Origin of the sequence: Streptomyces chartreusis NRRL 3882 (assembly GCF_900236475.1) — a bacterium.
Lineage (GTDB): Bacteria > Actinomycetota > Actinomycetes > Streptomycetales > Streptomycetaceae > Streptomyces > Streptomyces chartreusis_D.
This window is the reverse complement of record NZ_LT963352.1, coordinates 4715878-4728404: the sequence shown is the minus strand read 5'-3', so window position 1 is coordinate 4728404 and position 12527 is coordinate 4715878. Positions and strand designations below refer to the sequence as shown.

Here is a 12527-nt window from a genome sequence, read left to right as displayed (position 1 = left end):
AGGTTAGCCTTGCCTAAGTCAGAACTGTGGCGGAAATCGTACGCGAAGGGTGAATACCGGATGGGGCAGGGGCGGGGTTGGGAGGGCGCGGTCCTCAGGCTGCTGCGCGCGAAGGATTTCGTGTGCACCGTGACCGACGCGGAGGACGTCACCCCCGACTACCGGCGGCTGCGCTTCACCGACGGCGGTCTGCTCGTGGCGACCGGTGTGCACCCGACCATGTGGGTCCGCCTGTGGTTCGACAACGCGGGCAAGCCCCACCAGCGGGCCTACACCCTGGTCGACCCGGACCCGGCGGCCGGGACGTTCAGCCTGGAGTTCGCCCTGCACGAGGGCTGCGCCAGCGACTGGGCCAGGGCGGCGAAGCCGGGCGACACCATCGAGGCGACGGTCCAGGGCACCGGCTTCGAACGCCCGGAACCCGGCCCCTCGCACGTCTTCGCCGTCGGCGACCCGGCCTCGCTGCCGGCCATCAACTCCCTGCTGGACGCGCTCGGTTCCGCCCCGGCCACCGTGTGGTTCGAGGGCGGCGACGACGAGCTGCCGTTCCGCACCGACCCGGCCCGGCACGAGCTACGCAAGGTGCCGCGCAAGGACTCCGGCGCGCACCTGGTCGAGCAGGTGAAGGCGGACCTGCCCGGCCTGCTCCAGGGCACGTCCGACCCGTACGTCTGGATCGCCTGCGACACGGCGACGACTCGCGCCCTGTCGGCCTACGTCCGCAGGGAACTGGGCCTGCCCAAGCAGCGGGTACACGCGCTGGGGTACTGGCGGGCCACGTAGGTACCGGGCGGGCCGGTCTCCGGACGCGGTCGGGACCGGGCCGGGGGATGATCGGGTCATGGACGTCACTCTTCACCTCGCCCAGGACCCCGAGGCCGACGCGCTGCTCGGGCGCAGTCCGCTCGCCGCGCTGATCGGCATGCTGCTGGACCAGCAGATCCCGATGGAGTGGGCGTTCAAGGGTCCGGCGACCATCGCCCAGCGGCTCGGCGCGGACGACCTGGACGCGCACGAGATCGCCGTGCACGACCCCGAGGCCTTCGCCGCGCTGCTCTCCCGGAAACCGGCGGTGCACCGCTACCCCGGTTCCATGGCCAAGCGGATCCAGCAGCTGTGCCAGTACCTCGTCGAGCACTACGACGGTGACGCCGAGTCCGTCTGGAAGGACGCCGCCACCGGCAAGGAACTGCTGAAGCGGCTGGCCGAGCTGCCCGGGTTCGGCAAGCAGAAGGCCCAGATCTTCCTCGCCCTGCTCGGCAAGCAACTCGGGGTGCAGCCGACGGGCTGGCGAGAGGCGGCGGGCTCCTACGGCGAGCCGAAGTCCTTCCGCTCGGTCGCCGACATCACCGGCCCCGAGTCACTGGCGAAGGTACGAGCACACAAGCAGGAAATGAAGGCGGCAGCCAAGGCCGCGAAGACGACGGGCAAGTAGCGCACGGCCGGGGCCGGACCCAGCCACGGCCCCGGCGGTGCGCCGGCCCCGCGGCCCGACCCGAGCCGAGGGCACCAGCACCCGCGGCCCGCCCAAGCAACTGGCGCCAGCCACAGGCGCGTCCTCAACGACGGGCACCGGCCACCCGACCCGAGCCGCAGGCGCCAACCACCCGGCCAACCCCGAACAGCCAGCGCCCGCCGGACTGCACCACCGACGACGGACGCCAACCACAGGCACACCCAGCCACGGACAACAGCCACCCGGACTGGCCCCACCGGCAGGCACCAACCACCCGGGCCCACCCCGAACAGCGAGCCCCCGCCGAAGTGACCGGACGCCCACAAGGGACGCCAACCACAGGCACACCCAGCCACGGACAACAGCCACACGGACTGGCCCCACCGGCAGGCACCAACCACCCGGGCCCACCCCGAACAGCGAGCCCCCGCCGAAGTGACCGGACGCCCACAAGGGACGCCAACCACAGGCACACCCAGCCACGGACAACAGCCACACGGACTGGCCCCACCGGCAGGCACCAACCACCCGGGCCCACCCCGAACAGCGAGCCCCCGCCGGAGTGACCGGACGCCCACGACGGACGCCAACCACAGGCACACCCAAGCCGGACATCTACCGCGCGGCGGCGCACCTCCGACGACGGTCGTCAGCCGGGTGACCAGGCCCAGCCTGCAAGCCCAAGCCACACACGCGTCCAAGCCGCAGGCGCCGGCCGCACGGCACAGCCCAACCCCCGAGCGCCGGCCACACGACCCGGTCCCAACGGCGGGAGCCAGCCCCATGACCGGGGCCAGTCGGCATGCGCCCGCCACACACGCGCCCAAGCGGGGGCGTCAGCCAGGCAGCCCATTCCAAGCCGCAGGCGCCAGCCACGAGGGCTGGCCGCAGCAGCGGGCGCCAGCCCCGTGCTCCGCCCGGCCAGCAAGCGTCCGCCCCACACCCGCCCAGCCCGCAGGCATCAGCCGTCCGGTCCGTCCCAGGTGGCGGGCTCCGCGCGGTCGGGCCGAGCATGGATCATGACCGAGCCACCGAGCGGCTCCCCCTGGGGACCGGACCGCGGCCCCTCCCGGTCACGTGCCCGGCCCGCCCCTGGGCTTGGAGCCCCACGTCACAGCCCTGCGCATCCCGGGGCGTCGTACGCCGAGCGAGCGGAACTCGCAGCCGGTGGGATGCACGGCGTACCGATGACGGGGAACCACCTCCCGTGAACGCCGCACCGCAGCCGGCCCGTCGCGGCACCCGCCGGAACACATGTGCCCGGGTGCTCGTCCTGCTGCTCGCCCTGCTCGTGCCCGGCGCGCACGCCGAGGCGCACGCAGGGCCGACGGCCATCGTCTCCGGGGAGAGCACGGCCGTCGAGTGCGATGTCGTCGACACCGCCCCCCGCCCACCGGCCCGGGGCACGCGGCGCACCGCCGTCCCCCTGCGCTCCGCCCCTCTCCCGGGCCCCGGGCCCGCACACGGCACTCCGCATGCCGCGCCCGTGCCGTCGGGCCCGCGTCACGACCCTCGTCCCCTGCGTTCCGAGGTCCTGCGCTGCTGACGGGACCGGACACCGGTCCATCAGCCCGTACGCAGCAAGACGGAACGAGGAACACAGCCATGCTCGAAGACCCCTACGCGGTCCTGCGCGCCCTCCTGCGCGCCGAGGCCGTCCGCAACGCGCCCAAGCCGCCCCGGCCCCACCCCCAGCCCAGGCCGGAGACACGGGAGCGACAGCAGCGACAGCAGCCCCCGAAGGACAGGGAACGCGGCTGATCCGAGGCCGCCGTGGCGGCGGGGGCGACGGAGGCGACGGAGGCGACGGACTAGCGACGCCTCCGCCGCCCCGGACGCCGGGCCGTCCCGAACAGCGACCGTGTGATCTCCCGGCCGATCTGCGTCCCCACGGACCGGGCCAGCGACTTGAACACGCCGCTCCCGACGACCTGCTCCACCACGGACGGCCCCTCCTGCGCACGCCGTTCCGGCGCGGCGGCGTCCCGCATCTCGTCGGGCCCCTTCGCCCCCCGGCCACCCCCCAGCCGCTCGTACGCCGACTCCCGGTCCACGGCCCGTGCGTACCGCTCGTACAGCGGCGACCCCTCTACCGGCCGGTCCAGCGCCTCCTTCCCCACCGGCCCCATCAGGGACTCGGGCGCCCGCAACCGGGTCGCGGCGACAGGGGTGGGCGCCCCCTTCTCGCTCAGCACCGTCACCACCGCCTCGCCCGTCCCCAGGCCGGTCAGGACCTCCTCCAGGTCGTAGGGCGACTTCGGGAAGGTCTTCACCGTGGCGTTCAGGGCCTTCTGGTCGTCGGGCGTGAAGGCGCGCAACGCGTGCTGGACGCGGTTGCCGAGCTGCGCGAGGACGTCTGCGGGTACGTCCTTCGGGGTCTGCGTCACGAAGAAGACGCCGACCCCTTTCGAGCGAATCAGGCGCACGGTCTGTGTGATCGACTCCAGGAACGCCTCGGAGGCGTCGTCGAAGAGCAGGTGCGCCTCGTCGAGGAAGAAGACCAGCCGGGGCTTGTCGACGTCGCCGACCTCGGGCAGATCGTGGAAGAGGTCGGCGAGCAGCCACATCAGGAAGGTCGAGAACAACTGCGGCCGGTCCTGCACGGCGCTCAGCTCCAGCACGGAGACCACGCCGCGCCCGTCCTGCGCCGTCCGCAGCAACTCGGCCGTGTCGAACTCCGGCTCGCCGAAGAACCCCGACGCGCCCTGCGCCTCGAAGGCCGTCAGGGACCGCAGGATCACCCCGGCCGTGGCCGCCGAGAGACCGCCGATCGTCTTCAGCTCCTGCCTGCCCTCGTCCGAGGTCAGGAAGGTCACGACCGCCCTGAGGTCCTTGAGGTCGACCAGCTCCAGGCCCTTGCTGTCGGCGTAGTGGAAGATCAGCGCGAGGGACTGCTCCTGGGTCCGGTTCAGCCGCAGCACCTTGGCCAGCAGCACCGGGCCGAAGCCGGTGACCGTCGCCCGGACCGGGATGCCCTGGCCGATGCCGCCGAGTGCGTAGTACTCGGCGGGGAAGCCGGTCGCGGTCCACGTCTGGTTGACATCCCCGGCCCGGACCTCGACCCGGGCGTCCGGGCGGCCCGGCGCGGCGATCCCGGAGAGATCGCCCTTGATGTCGGCGAGGAAGACGGGCACGCCCTGGGCGGACAGCTGCTCGGCGACCAGCTGGAGCGTCTTGGTCTTGCCGCTGCCGGTGGCGCCCGCGACCAGACCATGGCGGTTGAGCATCGCCAGCGGCACCCGGATCTGCGCGTCCGGCAGGCACTGCCCGTCCCACAGCAGGGCGCCCAGATGCAGCGCCGGGCCGGAGAAGGCGTAGCCGGAGGCGATCCGCAGGGCCTCCTGGGGAAGGGCGGCGGCGCGGGCGGACACCTCGGGCGCAGCGGTCGGCGGCATGGTCTCGCGATCCGGCATATTCACGCCCCTGTTCCCGGTTCGTACCGCCTTGTGGGGTTTTTTTCAGCGTCGCACTCCGTCGCCACGGCTGCGCCCGGAAGGTCCTGCCCGGTAGGCTTTCCGTGTGATCTTCAAGCGCATCGGAAACGGCCGGCCGTACCCCGACCACGGCCGGGACAGCACCCGGCAGTGGGCGGACGTCGCGCCGCGCCCGGTCCGCCTCGATCAGCTCGTGACGACCAAGCAGCAGCTCGATCTCGAGACGCTCCTCGCCGAGGACTCGACGTTCTACGGCGACCTCTTCGCGCACGTCGTGAAGTGGCAGGGCGACCTGTACCTGGAGGACGGCCTGCACCGCGCGGTGCGGGCGGCGCTCCAGCAGCGCCAGGTGCTGCACGCGCGCGTGCTCGAACTCGACTGACCCCCGCAGGTCACGGGTTGGCCCTTTCGGGTTCTGCTGGGCGACGTCGAATGATCATCTAGTAGGCATCGTCGCCCAGGCGCACTACGCTGCGCTCATGAGCATGCTGACTCCCCCCGGCATGGGCGGCGAATACCGCATCAAGGGAAACAAGTACCCGCGGATGCGCCGGCCCCGGCGGCGCGGCAGGCTCGTCGTCCTGGCCGTCGCCTCCGCCGCCGTGCTCGGCGTGGGCGGCTGGGGCACGTTGCAGCTCGTCGACGTCTTCACCGGCGGCGGCAGATCGGCCTCGGCGGTAGGCGGCGGGACGGACTGTGCCGCCGAGACCAAGGCGAGCCCCTCGCCCAGCACCAAGGCCCTGCCCGAACCCCGCACGATCACGGTCAACGTGTTCAACGCCACCACCCGCAGCGGCCTGGCGAAGAAGACCGCCGACGAGCTGAAGAAGCGCGGCTTCAAGATCGGCGACGTGGGCAACGCGACGAAGCAGTACGACAAGAAGGTCAAGGGCCCCGGCGTGCTGCTCGGCCCCGCCGCCGCCCTCGACACCTCGCTGCCGGTGCTCGGCACCCAGCTCCCGGACGCCGAACGGCGTACCGACGCGGCCCGCAAGGGCGCCGCTCTCGACCTCGTCATCGGCGACGCCTTCACGGAGCTGGCGAAGAAGCCGGACGCCGACCGGGCCCTGACCAAGCTGGCCAGGCCCGAGCCGGCGCCGTCGTCGAAGAAGGGCTGCTGAGCAGAGCAGCTCCGAACGGCCTACTCGGCCGCCCCGTACATCCGGTCCCCCGCGTCGCCGAGGCCCGGCACGATGTAGCCGTGCTCGTTCAGGCGCTCGTCGACCGACGCGGTCACGACCGTCACCGGGGTGCCCGCCAGCTCGCGCTCCATGACCTCGACGCCCTCCGGCGCGGCCAGCAGCACCACGGCGGTCACGTCGTCGGCGCCGCGCCGGATCAGCTCCTGGATCGCCGCGACCAGCGTGCCGCCGGTGGCGAGCATCGGATCCAGGACGTACACCTGACGGCCCGACAGGTCCTCCGGCATGCGCGTGGCGTACGTGGAGGCCTGGAGCGTCTCCTCGTTGCGGATCATGCCGAGGAAGCCCACCTCGGCGGTCGGCAGCAGCCGGACCATGCCGTCCAGCATGCCGAGCCCGGCCCGCAGGATCGGCACCACCAGCGGCCTCGGGTGGGACAGCTTGACGCCCGTGGTCGTGGCCACCGGCGTCTGGATGTCGACCTGTTCGGTGCGCACGTCGCGCGTGGCCTCGTAGGCGAGCAGGGTGACCAGCTCGTCGGCCAGACGGCGGAAGGTCGCGGAGTCGGTGCGCTGGTCGCGCAGCGTGGTGAGCTTGTGGGCGACCAGGGGGTGGTCGACGACGTGGAGACGCATGTCGACAACAGTAACCGGGCCCGCCGACCCCGGCGGCACGGCAAGCCCGCCGCACGCCCGTCACCCGTTCGCTGGCGTCAAACCGCCCGTCCGGGGGAAAGTGGGAAGGACGGACTGGGGGTGGTGAGCCTGATGCCCGACCGGGATTCCCGAGACGATCCGTCGCCGCGCGCACGGCCCGCGACGGCCGCGGGGACGTACCAGACCGCGACCGGCGGGGCCGGCAGGACCGGCGAGACCGCCCGGGCCGTCCAGCCCGAGCAGGCCGACGCCAATGGCGCGACTGGCCCGTGGGGCGGGGCCGACGGGGTCGACGAGTCCGACGCCGAGCGCCGGCGGCGGCGCGCCCGGTTCCTGCGCGATCTGGCCGAGGCACGGGAGCTGCGCGACCGTGTGCAGCCGCGCCGCGCCAAGACGGCCCGGCTGCGGCACGCGATGCGCATGCGCACGTTCCGCTGGTAGGAAACGGGTGAGGAAACCCCCGGGGAAGATCACGAACCACGCGGACGTTGTCGAGGTGGCCGTGCGTGGAGCGGGGGAAAGCCGCGTACGATCCGCAGGTGGCGGCAACGAGCGTGCGATCAAAACTGCCGGACACAGGGAGCCGAAGACGTCCCCTGAACGCCTTGTTTCTGCCACGATTCCGAGTGGGTGGGGCTCGGACGAGCACTCCCCGCCCGCAACCTCCGCCGGGGGGACCCCCAACCGGCACGCCTATGACCAGTGGGAGAGTCACGGTGTACTTCGCCGCACTGCTCGCGCGCACCGAAGACGGGTGGGAAGCGAGCGACACAGAGCTCGACGATGTGGAAACCCTGTCGGATCTGGCCGACCTGGCCCGTGAAGCCTCCCCCGACGAGGACACGGTGCTCGTGCTCATCGAGCAGGAGGACGCCTGGTTCGGCGTCGTCCGCGTGGACGGCGAGGACGACCCTCGTATCTACGTCTCGGACGCCGCCGCCGCTGCCCGCAGCAGCTACGGCGAGATCCTGCTCACCGACGAGCTGCTCGGACGCGATCCGGACGACGGGGACGACCTGGACGCCCTCGACCTCGACGGCACCGAGGACGGTGAGTCCGACGACGACGAGGCCGACGACGGCGACGCGGTCGCCGGAGCCGGCGAGGCCGTGCCGCACGGCCCGGTCGGCGACGCCCAGATCCTGGACGACCTCGGCGTGAGCGAGAAGGAGCTGCGCTCGCTGGCGACGGACGCCGTCACGGAGATCGCCGAGGCCCTCGGCGCCTCGGAGACCCTGGAGACCGTCCGCTGACCGCTCGCACCACCCCGGGACCACCGGAACCTCCGGAACCTCCGGAACCTCCGGAGCTGCCGGGACCTCCGGAGCTGCCGGGACCTCCGGAGCTGCCGGGACGAGGGAAGTCGCCGGGATCGCCGGAACCTTCGGGACCGACGGGACCGATGGAGCCTCCGGGCCTCCCGCGACCTCCGGGACCGGCGGAGTCGCTGGGATCTCGGGCACATTCGGGACCTCCGGGACCGAGGGAGTCACCGGGATCACCGGAACCTCCGGGACCTCCGGGACCGACGGAGTCACCGGGATCACCGGAACCTCCGGGACCTCCGGGACCGACGGAGTCACCGGGATCACCGGAACCTCCGGGACCTCCGGGACCTCCGGGACCGACGGAGTCACCGGGATCACCGGAACCTCCGGGACCTCCGGGACCGACGGAGTCACCGGGATCACCGGAACCTCCGGGACCTCCGGGACCGGCGCAGCCTCCGGGCCTGCCGCGACCTCCGGGACCGCCAGAGCCGCCGGGACCAACGGGACCGGCGGACCCTCCGGGACCGCCAGGGCCGACGGATCCGGTACGGGACCCCTGGCGGTCCGCGATGTGGCTCGCCCTGGGCGAAGCCGGTGAGGCCGTCCGGGGCGGGGACGTCCCCGTCGGTGCCGTCGTACTGGCCCCGGACGGCACCACCGTGCTCGCGGCCGGGCACAACGAGCGCGAGGCCGGCGGTGACCCGACGGCCCACGCTGAGGTCCTCGCCCTCCGGCGGGCCGCGGCCGCACTCGGCCGGTGGCGGCTCGCCGGCTGCACCCTCGTGGTGACGCTGGAGCCCTGCACGATGTGCGCGGGCGCGATCCAGCAGTCCCGTGTCGACCGGCTCGTCTACGGCGCCCGCGACGAGAAGGCCGGAGCGGCCGGCTCCCTCTGGGACCTCGTCCGCGACCGACGGCTCAATCACCGGCCCGAGGTGATCGAGGGCGTGCTCGCCGAGGAGTGCGCCCGGATCCTCACCGAGTTCTTCCGCGGCCGCTGATACCGATTTCAAAGCACGCCGCACCTTGCTGTAAGGTCTCCCTCGGTAGCGTGTCCGAGCGGCCGAAGGAGCTCGCCTCGAAAGCGAGTGTGGCGCAAGTCACCGAGGGTTCAAATCCCTCCGCTACCGCTGGAGAAGGGCCCCGTCGTCAGACGGGGCCCTTCGTGCGATCATGTGCGCTGCATGGGACACCAGTGACAGGGGAGGCCGCGATGGCGGTGAACGCGAAGAAGGTCGCCGTCTACGTCCTCGTGGTCTTCGCGCTGTACGTGATCATCACGGACCCGGCCAAGGCCGCGGACTACGTCCAGATAGGGTTCCAGGGCATATCGGACGCCGCCCGGGCCCTCGGCGACTTCGCCACGTGGGTCGCCAACGGAGGAAAGTGATGATCCGCCACCTGGTCCTCTTCAAGCTGAACGAGGGCGTCGAGCGCGACGACCCGCGGGTCGTGAAGGGCGTCGAGGCCTTCCGCGCCCTCGACGGCACGATCCCCGAGATCCGCTTCTGGGAGCTCGGCTGGAACGTCAGCGACCGTCCCATCGCCCATGACTTCGCCATCAACTCGGCCTTCGACGACAGGGACGCGCTGCGCCGGTACGTGGAGCATCCCGACCACCAGGCGGGTGTCGCGCTGTGGCGCGAGTTCGCCACATGGGTGATCGCCGACTACGAGTTCTGAGCCCGCCGCTTCGAGCCCCCCGTCGTTTCGACGGGGGGCTCTTACGTTGTCGTCCCCGTTGCCGGACCCGTTGCCGACCGATGGCGGTGCGCCGCGTTTGCGGCATTTCATCCCTCAACACGTAGTTATGGGGTGCTTGCACACAGTGCACATTTCTTGTGATGCTATGACCGCTTTTGATGGAAGAGTTGACGGACGGGTTGACGGATGACGAGGTGGAGTTGACCGTGCTGGCCAATACGGCACCTCAGGCACCGTCCTCGGAGCCGGCTCCCCAGCGGAGCCGCGGCGCCGACACCCGAGCCCTCACACAGGTCCTGTTCGCTCAGCTCAAGGAGCTCCAGCCGGGGACGCCGGAGCACGACCGGGTGCGCGGGGCGCTCATCGAGGCCAATCTCCCGCTCGTGCGCTACGCGGCCGCCCGTTTCCGCTCCCGCAACGAGCCGATGGAGGACGTCGTCCAGGTCGGCACCATCGGGCTCATCAACGCCATCGACCGCTTCGACCCGGACCGGGGCGTGCAGTTCCCGACGTTCGCGATGCCGACGGTGGTCGGCGAGATCAAGCGCTACTTCCGCGACAACGTCCGTACGGTCCATGTGCCGCGCCGGCTGCACGAGCTGTGGGTACAGGTCAACAGCGCGACCGAGGACCTCACGACCGCGTTCGGGCGCACCCCGACCACCGCCGAGATCGCCGAGCGGCTGCGCATCACCGAGGACGAGGTGCTGTCCTGCATCGAGGCCGGGCGGTCGTATCACGCGACCTCGCTGGAGGCCGCGCAGGAGGGCGACGGCATGCCGGGGCTGCTGGACCGGCTCGGTTACGAGGACCCCGCGCTGGACGGGGTGGAGCACCGGGACCTCGTACGGCACCTGCTCGTACAACTGCCGGAAAGGGAGCAGCGGATCCTGCTGCTGCGGTACTACAGCAATCTCACGCAGTCTCAGATCAGTGCGGAACTCGGCGTCTCGCAGATGCATGTCTCGCGGCTACTCGCGCGTAGCTTCCAGCGGTTGCGGTCGGCGAACCGGATCGACGCGTAGCGTGAGCCCCCTCAGGGCGTAACCGCAAACAGTTGCGAGTGATAACCCTGGCGAGCGAATCGCTCATCAGGGCGGTTCCCGACAGTTGCGGGCCGAAAAGGCGTCAGACCCCTTGCTTGCAGGGCGGATTCGCGTCTCAGATGTCGACATGTCACTACAGCGTGTTGCCGACATGTGACATTCTGCGGGAAGCGCGTTTGCCGGGGCTTCGGCTCCGGTATTCAGGTGAAGGCTGCGTTCCTCAGACGGGGGCGTTCGCCGCGACCGTCCCGCGACCCAAAGGGGGTGGCATGTCCGCAGAACAGGGCAGCTCGAAGGTGCTCACGCTCGCGGAGAGCGACACAGCTCCCCATGCTCTCGACTCACTCGGCCCCATCGACGACGTTCCGGCCGAGCTCGCGACCGAGCCCGCCCCGGCGCTTCCGGCCACGGGGGCCATCGACACCCGCACCCTGTCCCGCTCCCTGTTCCTGCGGCTGGCCGCGCTCGACGAGGACAGCCCCGAGCGTGCGTACGTCCGTGACACGCTGATCGAGCTCAACCTGCCGCTGGTGCGGTACGCGGCGGCGCGCTTCCGCTCCCGCAACGAGCCGATGGAGGACATCGTCCAGGTCGGCACGATCGGGTTGATCAAGGCGATCGACCGGTTCGACTGCGAACGGGGCGTCGAGTTCCCGACGTTCGCGATGCCGACCGTCGTGGGTGAGATCAAGCGGTTCTTCCGCGACACGTCGTGGTCGGTGCGGGTGCCGCGCCGGCTTCAGGAGCTGCGGCTGGCCCTGACGAAGGCCAGTGACGAGCTCTCGCAGAAGCTGGACCGCTCGCCGACGGTCACCGAACTCGCGTCCGTGCTCGGGGTGTCCGAGGAGGACGTCGTCGACGGGCTGGCGGTGGGGAACGCGTACACGGCGTCCTCGCTGGACTCCCCGGCGCCTGAGGACGACGGTGGCGAGGGCTCGCTGGCGGATCGGCTGGGGTACGAGGACAGCGCCCTGGAGGGCGTCGAGTACCGGGAGTCGCTGAAGCCGCTGCTGGCCAAACTGCCGCCTCGTGAGCGGCGGATCATCATGCTGCGGTTCTTCGCGAACATGACCCAGTCGCAGATCGGCGAGGAGGTCGGCATCTCGCAGATGCACGTGTCCCGCCTGCTGACGAGGACACTGGCGCAGCTGCGGGAAGGCCTCATCTCGGACTGAGCGCGCCGCCCGCCGCAGGCACCTGATCGCCGGTTGCGGCCGGTGGACGGGTGCCTGCGGCGGCCTGCGCGGCTGTGTGGGGGCTTGTGTCGCGCCTGCGCGCCGGGGGTGTCCGTCTCGGAACGGCGCGATGGGACCCTATACCGACTGACTGGCGTTGACGCGCCAACCGCTGCGGGCGGACACCCCGACACGTCCCCTTCCGTGCGTACGCGGGTGCGGGCCGCCTTAGCTGCGCCCACCCGTGCCGCTAAGGGCGGCACGGGTGGGCGCAGCGGCACCCCGTACCGCCGGGTTGCGGACCCACCGCGCCTCAGCGACAACGCCGAGCGCCCCGCAACGCCGAGCTCAGGAAAGCTGGCGCGCTTCCGACGTCACCCCAGGGCCAGCCAAGCCACCGCCGCGACCACCGCGACGGCGATGACGACGCCGAGGATGAGACCGATACGCGGCCCGCCACTCGTCGGCGCGGCCTGCCGCCCCTGCGGCGCCTCGTCGACGAACGCGCGGAACATCTGGGTGCTGCCGGCGGGGTCGTGATTGCCCTGCGGGGCCTGGTTGTTAGCCATGGCCCGAGACCCTAGCGAAAACGCCGGGGCTCCCCAAGTGGGGGTTGGCATTCCGTTCAGTCCCAGCCGCCCCC

The 12527-nt window shown here is 71.6% G+C and carries 16 protein-coding genes and 1 tRNA gene; 14 read left to right on the top strand and 3 right to left on the bottom strand.

Features of this window, described 5'->3' with window-relative positions; translation table 11 throughout:
* The first annotated feature begins 60 nt into the window (after window positions 1-60).
* From SCNRRL3882_RS21280 to SCNRRL3882_RS41145, 4 genes are all read left to right on the top strand, one after another.
* Window positions 61-783, top strand: a complete 723-nt coding sequence (locus SCNRRL3882_RS21280; RefSeq protein WP_010045100.1) for a siderophore-interacting protein — start codon at window positions 61-63, stop codon at window positions 781-783.
* 58 nt (window positions 784-841) lie between these two features.
* The gene (locus tag SCNRRL3882_RS21275; protein ID WP_010045101.1) at window positions 842-1435 is read left to right on the top strand and encodes an HhH-GPD-type base excision DNA repair protein; all 594 of its coding nucleotides are present in this window, start codon (window positions 842-844) and stop codon (window positions 1433-1435) included.
* Window positions 1436-2663: 1228 nt separating this feature from the next.
* A complete protein-coding gene (locus SCNRRL3882_RS21270) occupies window positions 2664-3002 on the top strand; it encodes a hypothetical protein (RefSeq protein WP_029181539.1) in 339 nt (112 codons plus the stop codon).
* A gap of 59 nt (window positions 3003-3061) precedes the next feature.
* Window positions 3062-3217, top strand: coding sequence for a hypothetical protein (locus SCNRRL3882_RS41145; RefSeq protein WP_173937272.1), 156 nt, complete (start codon window positions 3062-3064; stop codon window positions 3215-3217).
* 50 nt (window positions 3218-3267) lie between these two features.
* Here SCNRRL3882_RS41145 and SCNRRL3882_RS21265 read toward each other — a convergent pair whose 3' ends face one another.
* Window positions 3268-4869 carry a helicase HerA-like domain-containing protein gene (locus tag SCNRRL3882_RS21265; protein ID WP_010045104.1) on the bottom strand — a complete coding sequence of 534 codons (1602 nt, stop codon included), beginning with the start codon at window positions 4867-4869 and terminating at the stop codon, window positions 3268-3270.
* Window positions 4870-4975: 106 nt separating this feature from the next.
* Here SCNRRL3882_RS21265 and SCNRRL3882_RS21260 point away from each other — a divergent pair, with 106 nt between their 5' ends.
* Together SCNRRL3882_RS21260 and SCNRRL3882_RS21255 are read left to right on the top strand one after the other, a co-directional pair.
* Window positions 4976-5272 (top strand): type II toxin-antitoxin system VapB family antitoxin, encoded by a 297-nt coding sequence (locus SCNRRL3882_RS21260; protein ID WP_003991361.1) that lies wholly within the window; start codon window positions 4976-4978, stop codon window positions 5270-5272.
* 121 nt (window positions 5273-5393) lie between these two features.
* Window positions 5394-6011, top strand: a complete 618-nt coding sequence (locus SCNRRL3882_RS21255) for a LytR C-terminal domain-containing protein (RefSeq protein WP_010045106.1) — start codon at window positions 5394-5396, stop codon at window positions 6009-6011.
* A 20-nt stretch (window positions 6012-6031) separates the two neighbouring features.
* Here SCNRRL3882_RS21255 and upp read toward each other — a convergent pair whose 3' ends face one another.
* Window positions 6032-6667, bottom strand: coding sequence for a uracil phosphoribosyltransferase (upp, locus tag SCNRRL3882_RS21250; RefSeq protein ID WP_010045108.1), 636 nt, complete (start codon window positions 6665-6667; stop codon window positions 6032-6034).
* 132 nt (window positions 6668-6799) lie between these two features.
* Between upp and SCNRRL3882_RS21245 the strand changes: the two genes are divergently transcribed.
* From SCNRRL3882_RS21245 to SCNRRL3882_RS21210, 8 genes are all read left to right on the top strand, one after another.
* Window positions 6800-7129 carry a hypothetical protein gene (locus SCNRRL3882_RS21245; RefSeq protein ID WP_202458714.1) on the top strand — a complete coding sequence of 110 codons (330 nt, stop codon included), beginning with the start codon at window positions 6800-6802 and terminating at the stop codon, window positions 7127-7129.
* 275 nt (window positions 7130-7404) lie between these two features.
* Window positions 7405-7941, top strand: a complete 537-nt coding sequence (locus SCNRRL3882_RS21240; RefSeq protein WP_010045113.1) for a hypothetical protein — start codon at window positions 7405-7407, stop codon at window positions 7939-7941.
* Between the two features lie 587 nt (window positions 7942-8528).
* Complete coding sequence (gene tadA, locus SCNRRL3882_RS21235; RefSeq protein WP_010045115.1) at window positions 8529-8960, top strand: tRNA adenosine(34) deaminase TadA; 432 nt, start codon at window positions 8529-8531, stop codon at window positions 8958-8960.
* Between the two features lie 44 nt (window positions 8961-9004).
* Window positions 9005-9089: transfer RNA gene (locus SCNRRL3882_RS21230), tRNA-Ser, on the top strand.
* 83 nt (window positions 9090-9172) lie between these two features.
* Entirely contained in the window at window positions 9173-9349 is a 177-nt protein-coding gene (locus SCNRRL3882_RS41140; RefSeq protein WP_010045116.1) for a hypothetical protein, read from the top strand.
* Entirely contained in the window at window positions 9349-9642 is a 294-nt protein-coding gene (locus SCNRRL3882_RS21220; protein ID WP_010045118.1) for a Dabb family protein, read from the top strand. Before SCNRRL3882_RS41140 ends, SCNRRL3882_RS21220 begins: the two co-directional genes overlap by 1 nt.
* Window positions 9643-9821: 179 nt before the next feature.
* Window positions 9822-10688 carry an RNA polymerase sigma factor SigF gene (locus SCNRRL3882_RS21215; RefSeq protein ID WP_173937271.1) on the top strand — a complete coding sequence of 289 codons (867 nt, stop codon included), beginning with the start codon at window positions 9822-9824 and terminating at the stop codon, window positions 10686-10688.
* Window positions 10689-10978: 290 nt separating this feature from the next.
* The gene (locus SCNRRL3882_RS21210) at window positions 10979-11884 is read left to right on the top strand and encodes an RNA polymerase sigma factor SigF (RefSeq protein WP_010045122.1); all 906 of its coding nucleotides are present in this window, start codon (window positions 10979-10981) and stop codon (window positions 11882-11884) included.
* Between the two features lie 374 nt (window positions 11885-12258).
* On the opposite strand, the gene SCNRRL3882_RS21205 is transcribed toward SCNRRL3882_RS21210, so the two are convergent.
* Window positions 12259-12453, bottom strand: a complete 195-nt coding sequence (locus SCNRRL3882_RS21205) for a hypothetical protein (RefSeq protein WP_010032989.1) — start codon at window positions 12451-12453, stop codon at window positions 12259-12261.
* Window positions 12454-12527 lie beyond the last annotated feature (74 nt).